The sequence below is a fragment of the Enterobacter sp. 302C9 genome, assembly GCF_034106085.1.
GTDB classification, from domain to species: domain Bacteria; phylum Pseudomonadota; class Gammaproteobacteria; order Enterobacterales; family Enterobacteriaceae; genus Enterobacter; species Enterobacter asburiae_B.
In genome coordinates this window covers 586,417-600,464 of sequence record NZ_JAWNBW010000001.1, presented here as the reverse complement: position 1 = coordinate 600,464, position 14,048 = coordinate 586,417, and the positions used below count along the sequence as shown (strand labels likewise).

Genomic DNA, 14,048 nt, shown 5'->3' with positions numbered 1-14,048 from the left:
CCTTATCAGGCCTTTTCCAGCGTACACAGCAACGGATGCTCGTTCTCCCTCGCATAGTCGTTCACCATCGCCACTTTGGTTTCCGCCACTTCGGCTGTGAAGATGCCGCAGATAGCTTTGCCACGATAATGAACGGTAAGCATCAGTTGCGTTGCACGTTCTACATCATAAGAAAAGAACTTTTGTAGCACGTCAATAACAAATTCCATCGGCGTGTAATCATCGTTCATTAACATAACTTTATACATAGATGGCGGTTTTAGCGCGTCGCGCACTTTGTCTTCCGCCAGCTGGTCGAAATCCAGCCAATCGTTGGTCTTACCCATTATGCATAACCACTTTGAATCTACCTCAGATGTTAGATAACAATCATCTATTACTGTCATCCGCGATGTCTGTCACAAACTGTTGCAATAGCGTTAACTGCTTCAAACTTTGGTTGATTATTGTCCCATCTCCAGCGCCAAACGCTTGACGACTTCTTTCGTTTCTCTAAATTGTACAAGCGTGAGATGGCGAGGTTTTGAACAGCCCCCACTCCACCACCGGTTCATTCCATCTTAACTTATAAGATTTACGAAGGATGTCGAAGCATGGAAATGGGTACTGTTAAGTGGTTCAACAACGCCAAAGGGTTTGGCTTCATCTGCCCCGAAGGCGGCGGCGAGGATATCTTCGCTCACTATTCCACCATTCAGATGGATGGTTACAGAACGCTCAAAGCCGGGCAGTCCGTCCGGTTCGATGTACATCAGGGACCAAAAGGCAATCATGCCAGCCTAATCGTACCCGTTGAAGCAGAGACGGTTGCATAGCTCTCTGTTTTATTGTGTACATCCCGCAGTCAAAATGCCAGCCCGATCGGCTGGCATTTTTATTTTCGGGTTATTCCCGAGCCAGCGCGTCCACCGGATCCAGCCGCGCCGCGTTGCGGGCGGGCAACCAGCCAAACAAAATGCCGGTAAAGGTCGAGCACAAAAATGCGGTAATAATGGCAACCGGCGAGAAGCCAATCTCCCAGCCGGGTAAAAAGAGCTGAAGCGCAAACGCGATCATCATCGAGAGCGCAATACCCATCGCCCCGCCAACCAGACACACCAGCACCGCTTCAATCAAAAACTGCTGCAGCACGTCGCTGGCCCGGGCGCCGACCGCCATGCGAATGCCGATCTCCCGGGTACGTTCGGTTACCGACACCAGCATGATATTCATCACCCCGATGCCGCCGACGACCAGCGAAATCACCGCCACCAGCGTGAGGAACAGCTGAAGAGTACGTGTGGTCTTTTCCGCCGTTTTCAAGAGGCCGTCCATATTCCAGGTGAAGAAATCTTTCTTCCCGTGGCGCAGGGTTAACAGCCGTTCAAGCTGCTGTTCGGCCAGCGCGCTGTCGTAGCCCTCCTTCACGCGTACGGTGATGGAGTTGAGCCAGGACTGCCCCATAATCCGCCCTGAGATGGTGGTGTAGGGCAGCCAGACGCGCAGGATCTTGCTGCTGCCAAACATCGACTGCTTCTCTTCCGCCACGCCGATGACCGTGGCAGGCATGTTGCCGACCAGAATCACTTCGCCCACCACGTTGGCTTTGTTTGGGAAGAGCTGCCTGCGCGAGTTCGCGTCCAGCACCACCACCTGCGCCCTGCCCGCCAGCTGCTCTGCGTTGAAGGTAGCACCTTCGCTGAAGGTCATGCCGTAGACGTTGAAGTAGTCTCCGCTCACGCCGTTAGCGCTGGCGGCCACGTCAACATTGCCCACGCGCAGACGCAGGTTCTGCGAAACCGCAGGCGTGGCGGAGTTCACCCACGGCTGCTTCTGAATCGCCGCCAGATCGTCGTATTTCAGCGCCTGCTGATACTGCGGCTCGTCGTCGCCAAAGTCTTTGCCGGGATAGACGTCAATGGTATTGGTGCCGATGGCGCGAATATCGGCCAGCACCAGCTGCTTCGCCGCGTCGCCCACCACCACGATCGATACCACCGAGGCGATACCGATAATGATGCCGAGCATCGTCAGCAGGGTGCGCATTTTATTGGCTGCCATCGCCAGCCAGGCCATGGTCAGCGCTTCGCGAAAGCCGCTGGAGAACTGTCCCCAGCCGGTTGATGCCGGCAGCGCTTCTTTCGGCGCCGCTGCCCTGGACTCACGCGGCGGCGGATTGCTGACCAGCTCGCCGTCGTGGATCTCAATAATGCGTTCCGCCTGCGCCGCTACCTGCGGATCGTGGGTAACGATAATCACCGTGTGCCCCTGATCGCGAAGCTGATGGAGGATCGCCATCACCTCTTCGCCGGAATGGCTGTCAAGCGCCCCAGTCGGTTCATCCGCGAGGATCACCTGCCCGCCGTTCATCAGGGCACGGGCAATACTCACGCGCTGCTGCTGGCCGCCGGACAGCTGCGAGGGCTGGTACTCCACCCGCTCCGCCAGCCCCAGACGCGTCAGCAGCATCTGCGCGCGCTCAAGGCGCTTTTTCCGCTCGACGCCCGCATACACCGCAGGCACTTCCACGTTCTGCGCCGCATTCAGGTGAGAAAGCAAATGGTAACGCTGGAAGATAAAGCCGAAATGTTCCCGACGCAGCTTCGCCAGCGCGTCGCCGTCCAGCGTGGAGACATCCGTCCCGGCCACGCGATAGGTACCGCTGGTCGGTTTATCCAGACAGCCGAGAATGTTCATCAGCGTCGATTTACCGGAACCCGATGCCCCGACAATCGCCACCATCTCGCCCGCTTCCACGCGCAGGGAGATGCCCTTCAGCACCTCCACCGGACCGTCGCCTGACGGATAGCTGCGACGAATGTTATTCAGCTCAAGCAGCGCCGTCATTTAGCGGCTCCGGGCAGGCTTTCGCTGACAACAACCTCCTCGCCCTCTTCCAGACCTTTCACCACCACCACGTCGGTGTCGTTGCGCGCGCCGATCACGACCTCGCGCTCGCGCGTTTCGCCGTTGCGCAGCACTTTCACTTTATAACGGCTCTCCCCGGCGGACTCGCCGAGCGCAGAGAGCGGAATGGTCAGCACGTTCTTCACGCCGGTCAGCTGGATATGCACTTGTGCGGTCATGTCCAGACGCAGCACGCCCTGCGGGTTTGGCACCTCAAAGCGGGCATAGTAGAAGATAGCGTCGTTAACTTTTTCCGGCGTCGGCAGAATGTCTTTCAGCACGCCTTCGTAGCGCGTCTGCGGGTCGCCAAGCACCGTAAACCAGGCGTTTTGTCCGGGCTTAAGATGGATAACATCCGCCTCTGAGACCTGGGCTTTGACCAGCATGGTGCTCATGTCAGCCAGCGTCAGAATGTTTGGCGCCTGCTGCGCGGCAATCACCGTCTGGCCCTGCAGCGTGGTGATCTGGGTGACTTCGCCCGCCATCGGCGCGACGATTTTGGTGTAGTCGAGGTTGGTTTTTGCCGTATCCAGCGAGGCCTGATTGCGTTTGATTTGCGCGTCAATCGTGCCAATCTGCGCCTGTTTCACCGCCAGTTCTGTGGTGGCAGTATCTAAATCCTGTTTCGAAATAGCCTGGGTTTTGGCCAGCGCCTGCTGACGGGTCAGCGTTACCTGAGCCAGGTTACGTTCTGCCAGCGCCTGCGCACGCTGCGCGCGCAGCTCCATCAGCGTGGCTTCCACCTCGCGGATCTGGTTCTCAGCCTGCTCAGGATCGATAACGCCGAGCAGCTGGCCTTTTTTCACCTTGTCGCCAATCTCAACCGACAGCGTTTTCAGCTGGCCGCTGACCTGAGCGCCGACGTCAACCTTGCGCAGCGCGTCAAGCTTGCCCGTCGCGAGGACGTTTTGCTGCAGTTCGCCCAGGCGAACAATCAGCGTCTGATACTGCGGCACCGGCGCATTCAGCACCTGCCATAGCCAGTACCCACCGGCTAAAACCGCGACCGCCAGCAGCAGAAACAGCGTTCTGCGTTTTCCCTTGAGGTTCATAAATATTCCAAATAAATGTTCTGGCAATTATAAATGTTGATTCTATCTAAACGACTCCTCAACGAAACCCCTGTTCTCCGAAATCGCCCTAATTTGTTTACGAGACGTTGACATTTCCCCTGTTGAAATAGCGATATTCCAAAAGGATCAGGATCTACCATGTCTTCTATCGTCGATACATCACTTTCAAACCTGCCGCAGCCAAAAACCGGCTGGCAGCTCTTCAAAAACCTGGCTTTTGGTGAGATCGCACCCGGGCTGGCATGGGAAAAAACCGCCTACCGACGTAAGTTCATGCTGCGTTCACTGGCGACACCGCTCAGCACCGCTCGCCTGCTGTCTGATCTTGCGAAACATCCGCACCTGATGCAAATGCTCCAGGTTCAGCCGGGGCTGCCGTGTCGCCTTCATCGTCCGTGGCTGACGGTCAATATGGATCGACAGCGTGCGCTGGAATCGCTGTCCTGGCACTATCAGATGATGTGCCGCCAGCTGCCGGCAACGCTGACAAAGGGTTACCTTTCAAAACAGGGCGTGACTCTGCTGACCTTAACCGGAAAAGATGAACAGCAATTTACCGTCCGCCTGTGTGCCGACGCGTTTATGGATAAAGAGGGAGAAGCTACCCTCGTTTTCTGTGACAGTCAAAATACGGCGCTGGCGGAGATGACCTTTACGCTATGCCCGTTTGAGGGAAAATCGACGCTGTTCATTGGCGGTTTGCAGGGTGCAAAAGCGCATGTTCCCCACGAGCTGATCCAGGGTGCGACGAAAGCCTGCCACGGTCTGTTCCCGAAACGTCTGCTGGTCGAGGCCGCAATGACGCTCGGCGCCGCGTTCCCGGTAGAGCAGATTGTCGCCGTCAGTAACGCTACCCACATTTATCGCAGCTGGCGCTACCGCAAGAAAAAAGAGGGCAAACTGCTGGCCGATTACGACAGTTTCTGGAGCTCCATCGGCGGTGAAAAGCAGGACAACGGTAACTTTATGCTGCCGCTCGTCATGCCGCGTAAACCGATGGAAGAGATCGCCAGCAAAAAACGCTCCGAATATCGCCGCCGCTACGAGCTGCTGGATAGCCTGATTCAGCAGGTGAAACAGGCGACCCAGCGCTAATCCGCTTTCCCGCGTGCCAGCCACAGCACGCGGGAGAACATCTTCCGCAGCAGGGTCGGTACCGCCTCCACGCCGCGCCTTCCCGCTTCCGTCGCCACTTCAATGGCTAAATCCGGTTTTGACGAACGGTGAATGGCTTTGGCGATCACCCGCCGCATGTTCATCGGGACATCGACCGGCACCATGGCAATTCGGTGAAAGACGTCGTCGAACCCCTGGCGATACATAAAGTGTTCCATGTCCATCGCGGGCAGCATGGTTAAATGGTCGCGCTCTTCCTCGCGCTCGTTATTCAGCAGGCTCCGCACGGTCGAGGCATATTTTTTACCCGCCTCATCACCGTCGACCAGCACGTGCCACTCGATCCCCATCCGGCGTGCAAATTTTATCAGCGGCTTTAATCCCGACTGGGCGAATTCGATTACCTTAATGCCTTCCGCATCAAAATGGTGGCCACACTGGCGCGCCAGTTCGTTGATGACCCAGGTTTCCGTCTCCCCCTCCACCAGCAGCCAGCAGCGGGCAAAGAGCGACGACGCCCGGTTAAAGCGAATATGAAACGCGATGCGCCGCCCGTCTTCCGCATTCAAACCGCCCGGCCCAAGCCGGAAAGCGGAGACGCGGGAGGATTCACGCACCAGGCGACAGACGTGTTCTACCGGCGTCAGCGATAACAATTCCCCGGAATTAGTGGTCGTGATGCGCTGGAGCGGCAGCAGGTTCAGCAGATGCCATGCCACAGAGAGCATGATGGGATGCAGGCGCGTTTCCGGGTCTTCCACCAGCAGCAGCGGCCGGGCGTCCCGGTCCAGACGAACGGTGCCTTTGGCCTGCAGAAGCGTTGAAAACAGCCCCAGCAGAATCACCCGATGGGTGCGACCGCCGGGCCGGTCGATCATCCGGTTAATGATGTCGAGGTAACGCCAGCTTCGCTGCTCATCATGAGAGCGGCGGCGCATCAGACGGTGGCGCGATTCCGACGTGCCCTGCTCGGAAAAATAGTGCTCAAGGAGTTGCACCATTGCGGACAATCCCTGACGAATTTGTCCATCGGTCAGATTCTGCGGACGCGACACCAGCTCTCTGGCCAGAAAATCCAGCTCGCGGGCGGTGACTTCCACTTCCGGCATATTGGGTACGGTACCGTTACGAATACGCCGCATAAAGCGCGCATCGCGCAGGCGTAACACCGGCGTCAGGCGGATCAGGTGGCGGGCCAGGTCGTCGATATTGTCCAGCGGGATCGGGTTGGCTTTCTCATCGAGAAAATCACGCAGGGTGAGTACCCCTTCGTTCTCCGCCATCTCGCCTTCCAGCCGATAGAAAATCCGGTAGAAACCGTCATCGCACGGCACCCAGCAGGGTGACAGCGGGCGGAAGCGACGCACGCGGTGACGTCCGGGTTCGGATTCGCGGAACGTCAGGATGATATGCAGGTGCTTCTCGCGCCCCGTCACGTCGCCGGGCGGGAACCAGAAATCGTCGCGGACGAAGTGATACAGATCGTCCTCGGGCGAAAGCAGTAGCGTCAACGCATCCAGCAGGCTGGACTTACCCCACGCGTTCTCGCCGATCAGGACGTTGTTTTGCTCCAGCTGCAGCGACAGGCGGTTAATACCGCGAAACCCAACAATTTCCACACGTTCGAGAAGCATAAATCCCCCGCGATATGATCACTTTTTCCTTCAAGTTATCAGCAGTATAGCGGGATGCAGACGGGCTTGACACTGCAATCCGCCTCCATAACCTGGCGGAAGCACGAAAAATTCAGAATTTATCCATTAGGTTTCATTTGAAATAACCAACATCTCGCAAGATACTACCGCCCGCAAATTGGACTATGCTCTATTTACCTCCAGTTTGAACAAGGATTGACATCACATTGCCTTAAATCAAATTAATCGAATTTATTTAAGTGGCGAAGGGGTGTTGTTGGTTTTTAAAATACGGGCTCTTTGAGTCGTCATCCCTTTATGGCGATATATCCCGCACGCGGGAATGCGTGCGGATAATTATTTGAGGTGGTTATGTTTAGAAAATTGGCAGCAGAATGCTTTGGTACATTCTGGCTGGTATTTGGTGGCTGCGGTAGCGCCGTTCTGGCAGCAGCATTCCCGGAATTAGGTATCGGTTTTGTCGGCGTTGCACTGGCTTTTGGTTTAACCGTATTAACCATGGCGTTTGCCGTGGGACATATTTCCGGCGGTCATTTTAACCCGGCAGTGACGTTAGGTTTATGGGCGGGCGGCCGTTTCCCGGCGAAAGACGTGATTGGCTATATCGTGGCGCAGGTGGTTGGCGGTATTATCGCGGCGGGCGTTCTGTACGTGATTGCCAGCGGTAAAGCCGGCTTCGACGCGGCGGCCAGCGGCTTTGCCTCTAACGGCTTTGGCGAACACTCTCCGGGCGGCTACTCCATGCTGTCTGCCATTGTGATTGAAATCGTGCTGACCGCAGGCTTCCTGCTGGTGATCCACGGCGCAACGGACAAACACGCCCCAGCCGGTTTTGCCCCGATTGCCATTGGTCTGGCGCTGACGCTTATCCACCTGATTTCTATTCCGGTCACCAACACCTCCGTTAACCCGGCACGCAGTACCGCCGTCGCCATCTTCCAGGGCGGCTGGGCGCTTGAGCAGCTGTGGCTGTTCTGGGTGATGCCAGTTATCGGCGGTATTCTGGGTGGCGTGCTGTATCGCACCCTGCTGGAAAAACGCGATTAATTAAGTGCGGCCTGTAATGTCGGGTGGCGCTAACACTTACCCGACCTACGTGAGATTGCACTTTGTAGGCCGGGTAAGCGTTAGCGCCACCCGGCTTTCTTTTGCCGCTTTACTGAACAGCCTTTATTGGGTAGTGTCACTGGCGCTTAACCGATACTAAAAAGGACCGGCTGTTCATGTTTTCAGGACTCCTCATCATTTTGCTGCCCTTGATCGTGGGCTATCTTATTCCGCTGCATCGTGAATCCGCATTAAGGCTCATTAATCGATTCCTGAGCTGGATTGTCTACGTTATTCTTTTCTTTATGGGGATTAGCCTGGCATTTCTGGACAACTTATCGGCGAATTTACTCTCCATCCTCCATTATTCTGTCGTCACCGTAGTGGTTATTTTGCTGTGCAATATTGCCGCGCTGCTGTGGCTGGAACGCACTATTCCATGGAAAAATCACCATCATCAGGAAAAACTCCCTTCACGAATTGCAATGGCGCTTGAATCATTAAAATTATGCGGCGTCGTGGTGCTCGGTTTTCTTCTTGGGCTGACCGGTTGGGCATTTTTACAGCACGCGACTGAGGCCAGTGAATATACGTTGATCTTCCTGCTGTTCCTGATCGGTATTCAGCTGCGAAATAATGGCATGACGCTGAAACAAATTGTCCTCAACCGTCGGGGAATGATGGTTGCGGTTATGGTTGTTGCCAGTTCAATGGTGGCGGGCGTCATCAACGCCTTTATTCTCGATCTGCCGCTGAAAACCGGCCTGGCGATGGCATCCGGTTTTGGCTGGTATTCGCTCTCCGGTATTCTGCTGACCGAATCATTCGGACCGGTGATCGGCAGCGCCGCCTTCTTTAACGATCTGGCGCGCGAGCTGATTGCCATCATGCTGATCCCGAGCCTGGTTCGCCGCAGTCGTTCTACCGCGCTGGGCCTGTGCGGCGCGACGTCGATGGACTTTACCCTGCCGGTACTACAACGCTCCGGAGGTCTGGAGATGGTTCCAGCGGCTATCGTGCACGGCTTTATTTTAAGCCTGCTGGTTCCGGTCCTGATGGCCTTCTTCTCTGCCTGATACTTCTTTGGCGGTAGGTTTCCTGCCGCCAAAATTGCGCTAAATCAATCTCCCTCTATTTTGTAGCAGAAAGCCCTTTTCTCCGTTCTGGCACAGGCATAACCTTAAACATGTATATCAAATATAACTTTAACAGGTGTGATTATGTTTTGTGTGCAATGTGAACAAACCATCCGTACCCCGGCAGGCAATGGCTGCTCTTACGCACAGGGTATGTGCGGCAAAACCGCAGAAACATCTGACCTGCAGGACCTGCTGATTGCGGCTCTGCAAGGCCTTTCCGCATGGGCGTTCAAAGCCCGCGAATACGGCATTGTCGACCACTACGTCGACAGCTTCGCCCCGCGCGCGTTTTTCTCCACGCTGACCAACGTTAACTTCGACTCTCCGCGCATTGTCGGCTACGCCCGCGAAGCGATTGCCCTGCGTGAGGCGCTGAAAGCCCAGTGCCTGAAGGCGGACGCCAGCGCTCGCGTGGAAAACCCGATGTCAGAACTGCAGCTGGTCAGCGACGATTTGGGCGACCTCCAGCGTCAGGCGGCAGAATTCACCCCGAATAAAGACAAAGCGGCGATTGGCGAGAACATTCTCGGCCTGCGCCTGCTGTGCCTGTACGGCCTGAAAGGCGCTGCGGCCTATATGGAACACGCGCATGTGCTCGGTCAGTACGACAACGACATCTACGCCCAGTACCACAAAATCATGGCGTGGCTGGGCACCTGGCCTGCCGATATGAACGCCCTGCTTGAGTGCTCAATGGAAATCGGCCAGATGAACTTCCGCGTGATGAGCATTCTGGATGCCGGTGAAACCAGCACCTACGGCCACCCGACGCCGACGCAGGTCAACGTCAAGGCAACCGAAGGCAAGTGCATTCTGATTTCCGGTCACGACCTGAAAGATCTCTACAACCTGCTGAAGCAAACCGAAGGCACCGGCGTTAACGTTTATACCCACGGCGAAATGCTGCCGGCGCACGGCTACCCTGAGCTGCGTAAATTTAAGCATCTCATCGGTAACTACGGCAGCGGCTGGCAGAACCAGCAGGTGGAGTTCGCCCGCTTCCCTGGCCCTATCGTGATGACCTCTAACTGCATCATCGACCCGACCGTCGGCGCGTACGATGACCGTATCTGGACCCGCAGCATCGTTGGCTGGCCGGGCGTGAGCCATCTTGAAGGTGACGATTTCGGTCCGGTTATCGCCCAGGCGCAGCAGATGGCAGGCTTCCCGTACAGCGAGATCCCGCACCTTATTACCGTCGGCTTCGGTCGTGAAACCCTGCTGGGTGCCGCTGATTCGCTGATCGATCTCGTCAGCCGTGAAAAGCTGCGCCACATCTTCCTCGTCGGCGGCTGCGACGGCGCGCGCGGCGAGCGTAACTACTTTACCGATTTCGCCACCAGCGTGCCGGAAGACTGTCTGATCCTGACCCTGGCGTGCGGTAAATACCGTTTCAACAAGCTGGACTTCGGCGACATCGAAGGTCTGCCGCGCCTGATCGATGCAGGCCAGTGTAACGATGCTTACTCGGCCATCATTCTGGCGGTCACCCTGGCGGAGAAACTGGGCTGCGGCGTGAACGACCTGCCGCTGTCGCTGGTGCTGTCATGGTTCGAGCAGAAAGCGATTGTCATCCTCCTGACCCTGCTCTCTCTCGGCGTCACCAACATCGTGACCGGCCCGACCGCGCCTGGCTTCCTGACGCCAGACCTGCTGGCGGTGCTGAACGAGAAATTCGGCCTGCGTTCCGTGACCAACGTTGAAGATGATATGAAACAGCTGCTGAGCGCGTAAGGAGTTATTCATGACCATGCCAACCTCACAATGTCCGTGGCGGATGCAGGTTCATCACATCCATCAGGAGACGCCGGATGTGTGGACGCTGTCGCTGCTGTGCCATGACTACTATCCGTACCGTGCAGGCCAGTACGCGCTGGTCAGCGTTCGCAATTCGGCGGACACGCTGCGCGCCTACACGATCTCCTCCACGCCGGGCGTGAGCGAGTACATTACGCTCACCGTCCGACGCATTGACGACGGCGCGGGCTCGCAGTGGCTGACGCGGGACGTCAAGCGCGGGGATTACATCTGGCTGTCTGACGCGCAGGGGGAATTCACCTGTGACGACAAAGCAGACGATAAATTCCTGCTGCTGGCGGCGGGCTGTGGCGTAACGCCGATTATGTCGATGCGCCGCTGGCTGGCAAAAAATCGCCCGCAGGCCGATGTGCAGTCGATCTTCAGCGTCCGTTCCCCGGAAGATGTGATTTTTGCCGGGGAGTGGCGTAATTATCCGGTAACGCTGGTGGCGGAGCACAACGCGACCCACGGCTTTGTGCCCGGTCGCCTGAGCCGCGAGCTGCTGCAAAGCGTGCCGGATATCGCGAACCGCACCGTGATGACCTGCGGCCCGGCGCCGTACATGGATATCGTGGAGAAAGAGGTGAAAGCGCTTGGCGTGACCCGCTTCTTCAAAGAGCAGTTCTTCACGCCGGTGGCGGAAGCGGCAACCAGCGGCATTACCTTCACCAAACTGCAGCCTGCGCAGACCTTCTTTGGCCGCGTGGGGACCACGCTGCTGGAGGCGCTGGAAAGCAACAAGGTGCCGGTAGCGGCTGCCTGTCGTGCGGGCGTGTGCGGCTGCTGTAAGACGAAGGTGGTTTCCGGGGAGTACACCGTCACCAGCACCATGACGCTGTCCGACGCGGAAATTGCCGAGGGTTACGTGCTGGCGTGCTCATGCCATCCACAGGGCGATCTCGTCCTCGCATAAACGGTAAGCGTTCGATCGTAGGCCCGGTAAGCGTCAGCGCCACCGGGCTTTTTGTCGGGTGGTACTGCGTTTACCCGACCTACAACAACCTCACCGCCACGCGGGCGCTTTACCCAGCGCAAACCGCCCCGCCCCTAAAAAGGCGACCGCCAGCGAGCCGATAAAGAAGTACACCAGGCTTTCAATCGCCCATGCGCCTACCTTATCGAGGGCAAGCGTTTCACCCATTCCCACCATCAGCCACGCCACAATCATCGTAAAGGCCAGCACCAGCGCGGCCGGACGCGTAAAGAGCCCGACAATAATCAGGATCGGTGCCACCACTTCGCCAACCAGCACGCCGTAGGCGATAAATCCCGGCAGCCCTTTTTCCACCAGCATGCCGCTAATAAAGCCCACGCCGCCAAAAAGCTTGTGCAAACCGTGAAAAAGCATCAGCCCGCCGACGGCAAGTCGTAACAAGAGTTTGCCAAGATCGTCGCACGATAGCTTTTCATTAACAGCGATTAACAATGATTTAACCATTTGAAATACTTCCTGTTTTTACTGAGGTAGCACCAGATTATGCCGAATAATTGCGCATGAAAAGCACCTTTTAATTGGGGGGATGCGACGGGCAATACGGAGACTTTCTTCTAAGCTTGTAAGCGATATCACAAAAAGGAGACGGACAACCATGAAACAAACCGTGGCTGCATATATAGCGAAAACGCTCGAACAGGCTGGCGTGAAACGTATCTGGGGCGTAACCGGCGATTCCCTGAACGGACTTAGCGACAGCCTCAACAAGATGAAGACCATCGAATGGATGCCCACGCGCCATGAAGAGGTTGCCGCCTTCGCCGCAGGCGCTGAAGCACAGATCACGGGGGAACTGGCCGTCTGCGCCGGATCGTGCGGTCCCGGCAACCTGCATCTGATCAACGGCCTCTTTGACTGTCACCGTAACCACGTGCCGGTGCTGGCAATTGCCGCCCATATCCCCTCTTCCGAAATCGGCAGCGGCTATTTTCAGGAGACGCATCCGCAGGAGCTGTTCCGTGAATGCAGCCACTATTGCGAGCTGGTTTCATCCCCAGAGCAGATCCCGCAGGTGCTGGCGATCGCCATGCGCAAAGCCGTGCTGAACCGCGGCGTTTCTGTGGTCGTTATCCCGGGCGATGTGGCCCTCAAGGCCGCGCCGGAAGGGGCCAGCACCCACTGGTATCACGCCCCGCAGCCGGTGGTGACGCCTGCGGAAGAGGAGCTGAAAAAGCTGGCACAGCTGCTGCGGTACTCAAGCAATATCGCCCTGATGTGCGGCAGCGGCTGCGCGGGCGCGCACAAGGAGTTGCTTGAATTCGCCGGTAAGCTTAAGGCCCCTATTGTCCACGCCCTGCGCGGCAAAGAGCACGTCGAGTACGACAACCCCTTTGATGTGGGGATGACCGGTCTGATCGGTTTCTCCAGCGGCTTCCACACCATGATGAACGCCGACACGCTGATCCTGCTCGGCACCCAATTCCCGTATCGCGCGTTCTACCCGACGGATGCCAAAATCATTCAGATTGATATCAACCCGGCCAGCATCGGCGCGCACAGCAAGGTTGATATGGCGCTGGTGGGCGACATCAAATCCACGCTTGCCGCCCTGCTGCCGCTGCTTGAAGAAAAAACGGACCGCAAGTTCCTTGATAAAGCCCTGAGCGACTATCGCGACGCCCGCAAGGGGCTGGACGACCTCGCCAAACCGAGCGACAAAGCGATTCACCCGCAGTATCTGGCGCAGCAGATCAGTCATTTCGCGGACGACGACGCCATCTTTACCTGCGACGTGGGCACGCCAACCGTCTGGGCGGCACGCTATCTGAAGATGAACGGCAAGCGTCGCCTGCTCGGCTCGTTCAACCACGGCTCGATGGCTAACGCCATGCCGCAGGCGCTGGGCGCAAAAGCGACGGCGCCGGAGCGTCAGGTGGTGGCGATGTGCGGCGACGGCGGGTTCAGCATGCTGATGGGGGATTTCCTGTCGGTGGTGCAGATGAAGCTCCCGTTGAAAATCGTGGTCTTTAACAACAGCGTGCTGGGCTTCGTGGCGATGGAGATGAAGGCCGGAGGCTATCTCACGGACGGCACCGAGCTGCACGACACCAACTTCGCACGCATCGCCGAGGCCTGCGGCATCACCGGTATTCGCGTGGAGAAAGCCTCAGAGGTGGACGAAGCCCTGCAGCGCGCATTTTCCATCGACGGTCCGGTGCTGGTGGATGTCGTCGTCGCCAAAGAAGAGCTGGCGATCCCGCCGCAGATCAAGCTGGAACAGGCCAAAGGCTTTAGCCTGTATATGCTGCGCGCCATCATCAGCGGGCGCGGCGACGAGGTGATCGAACTGGCAAAAACCAACTGGCTCAGGTAAAACATTTCGCATGACCTCTTAAAA

Annotated in this window: 12 protein-coding genes; 7 read left to right on the top strand and 5 right to left on the bottom strand. The window is 57.1% G+C overall.

Annotated features, from left to right (window positions below; translation table 11 throughout):
• Positions 1–5: 5 nt before the first annotated feature.
• Positions 6–326, bottom strand: coding sequence for an ATP-dependent Clp protease adapter ClpS (gene clpS / locus UR289_RS02895; RefSeq protein ID WP_006174393.1), 321 nt, complete (start codon positions 324–326; stop codon positions 6–8).
• A 267-nt stretch (positions 327–593) separates the two neighbouring features.
• Here clpS and cspD point away from each other — a divergent pair, with 267 nt between their 5' ends.
• Entirely contained in the window at positions 594–815 is a 222-nt protein-coding gene (cspD, locus tag UR289_RS02890; protein ID WP_006809408.1) for a cold shock-like protein CspD, read from the top strand.
• 70 nt (positions 816–885) lie between these two features.
• On the opposite strand, the gene macB is transcribed toward cspD, so the two are convergent.
• Both macB and macA read right to left on the bottom strand, forming a co-directional pair.
• Positions 886–2,826, bottom strand: coding sequence for a macrolide ABC transporter ATP-binding protein/permease MacB (gene macB / locus UR289_RS02885; RefSeq protein ID WP_032658224.1), 1,941 nt, complete (start codon positions 2,824–2,826; stop codon positions 886–888).
• Positions 2,823–3,938: a macrolide transporter subunit MacA gene (macA, locus tag UR289_RS02880; protein ID WP_320709126.1), complete on the bottom strand. Its 1,116-nt coding sequence runs from the start codon at positions 3,936–3,938 to the stop codon at positions 2,823–2,825. The genes macB and macA overlap by 4 nt, the downstream gene beginning before the upstream one ends.
• 159 nt (positions 3,939–4,097) lie before the next feature.
• Here macA and UR289_RS02875 point away from each other — a divergent pair, with 159 nt between their 5' ends.
• Positions 4,098–5,054, top strand: a complete 957-nt coding sequence (locus UR289_RS02875) for a VirK/YbjX family protein (RefSeq protein ID WP_033145075.1) — start codon at positions 4,098–4,100, stop codon at positions 5,052–5,054.
• Here UR289_RS02875 and UR289_RS02870 read toward each other — a convergent pair.
• Positions 5,051–6,709 carry an ATP-dependent endonuclease gene (locus tag UR289_RS02870; RefSeq protein WP_033145074.1) on the bottom strand — a complete coding sequence of 553 codons (1,659 nt, stop codon included), beginning with the start codon at positions 6,707–6,709 and terminating at the stop codon, positions 5,051–5,053. The genes UR289_RS02875 and UR289_RS02870 overlap by 4 nt on opposite strands.
• Before the next feature lie 372 nt (positions 6,710–7,081).
• On the opposite strand from UR289_RS02870, the gene aqpZ reads away from it, so the two are divergent.
• The 4 genes from aqpZ to hcr all read left to right on the top strand — a co-directional run bounded on the left by aqpZ (position 7,082) and on the right by hcr (position 11,629).
• Positions 7,082–7,777, top strand: coding sequence for an aquaporin Z (gene aqpZ, locus UR289_RS02865; RefSeq protein ID WP_033145073.1), 696 nt, complete (start codon positions 7,082–7,084; stop codon positions 7,775–7,777).
• Between the two features lie 176 nt (positions 7,778–7,953).
• Positions 7,954–8,853 carry a lysine exporter LysO family protein gene (locus UR289_RS02860; protein ID WP_033145072.1) on the top strand — a complete coding sequence of 300 codons (900 nt, stop codon included), beginning with the start codon at positions 7,954–7,956 and terminating at the stop codon, positions 8,851–8,853.
• A 144-nt stretch (positions 8,854–8,997) separates the two neighbouring features.
• Complete coding sequence (gene hcp / locus UR289_RS02855) at positions 8,998–10,650, top strand: hydroxylamine reductase (protein WP_217072699.1); 1,653 nt, start codon at positions 8,998–9,000, stop codon at positions 10,648–10,650.
• A gap of 10 nt (positions 10,651–10,660) precedes the next feature.
• Positions 10,661–11,629 carry an NADH oxidoreductase gene (hcr, locus tag UR289_RS02850; RefSeq protein ID WP_320709125.1) on the top strand — a complete coding sequence of 323 codons (969 nt, stop codon included), beginning with the start codon at positions 10,661–10,663 and terminating at the stop codon, positions 11,627–11,629.
• A gap of 90 nt (positions 11,630–11,719) precedes the next feature.
• Here the strand turns inward: hcr and UR289_RS02845 are convergent, their stop codons facing one another.
• Positions 11,720–12,154 (bottom strand): DoxX family protein, encoded by a 435-nt coding sequence (locus tag UR289_RS02845; protein WP_033145069.1) that lies wholly within the window; start codon positions 12,152–12,154, stop codon positions 11,720–11,722.
• Between the two features lie 151 nt (positions 12,155–12,305).
• Between UR289_RS02845 and poxB the strand changes: the two genes are divergently transcribed.
• Positions 12,306–14,024 carry a ubiquinone-dependent pyruvate dehydrogenase gene (poxB, locus tag UR289_RS02840; RefSeq protein WP_039261536.1) on the top strand — a complete coding sequence of 573 codons (1,719 nt, stop codon included), beginning with the start codon at positions 12,306–12,308 and terminating at the stop codon, positions 14,022–14,024.
• The last annotated feature ends 24 nt before the right edge of the window (positions 14,025–14,048 follow it).

Excerpts from the sequence above, each read along its gene's own strand:
- aqpZ (WP_033145073.1), top strand. The coding sequence starts at position 7,082 with ATGTTTAGAAAATTGGCAGCAGAATGCTTTGGTACATTCTGGCTGGTA.
- macB (WP_032658224.1), bottom strand. The coding sequence starts at position 2,826 with ATGACGGCGCTGCTTGAGCTGAATAACATTCGTCGCAGCTATCCGTCA.
- macA (WP_320709126.1), bottom strand. The coding sequence starts at position 3,938 with ATGAACCTCAAGGGAAAACGCAGAACGCTGTTTCTGCTGCTGGCGGTC.
- hcr (WP_320709125.1), top strand. The coding sequence starts at position 10,661 with ATGACCATGCCAACCTCACAATGTCCGTGGCGGATGCAGGTTCATCAC.
- hcp (WP_217072699.1), top strand. The coding sequence starts at position 8,998 with ATGTTTTGTGTGCAATGTGAACAAACCATCCGTACCCCGGCAGGCAAT.
- clpS (WP_006174393.1), bottom strand. The coding sequence starts at position 326 with ATGGGTAAGACCAACGATTGGCTGGATTTCGACCAGCTGGCGGAAGAC.
- UR289_RS02860 (WP_033145072.1), top strand. The coding sequence starts at position 7,954 with ATGTTTTCAGGACTCCTCATCATTTTGCTGCCCTTGATCGTGGGCTAT.
- cspD (WP_006809408.1), top strand. The coding sequence starts at position 594 with ATGGAAATGGGTACTGTTAAGTGGTTCAACAACGCCAAAGGGTTTGGC.
- poxB (WP_039261536.1), top strand. The coding sequence starts at position 12,306 with ATGAAACAAACCGTGGCTGCATATATAGCGAAAACGCTCGAACAGGCT.
- UR289_RS02875 (WP_033145075.1), top strand. The coding sequence starts at position 4,098 with ATGTCTTCTATCGTCGATACATCACTTTCAAACCTGCCGCAGCCAAAA.
- UR289_RS02870 (WP_033145074.1), bottom strand. The coding sequence starts at position 6,709 with ATGCTTCTCGAACGTGTGGAAATTGTTGGGTTTCGCGGTATTAACCGC.
- UR289_RS02845 (WP_033145069.1), bottom strand. The coding sequence starts at position 12,154 with ATGGTTAAATCATTGTTAATCGCTGTTAATGAAAAGCTATCGTGCGAC.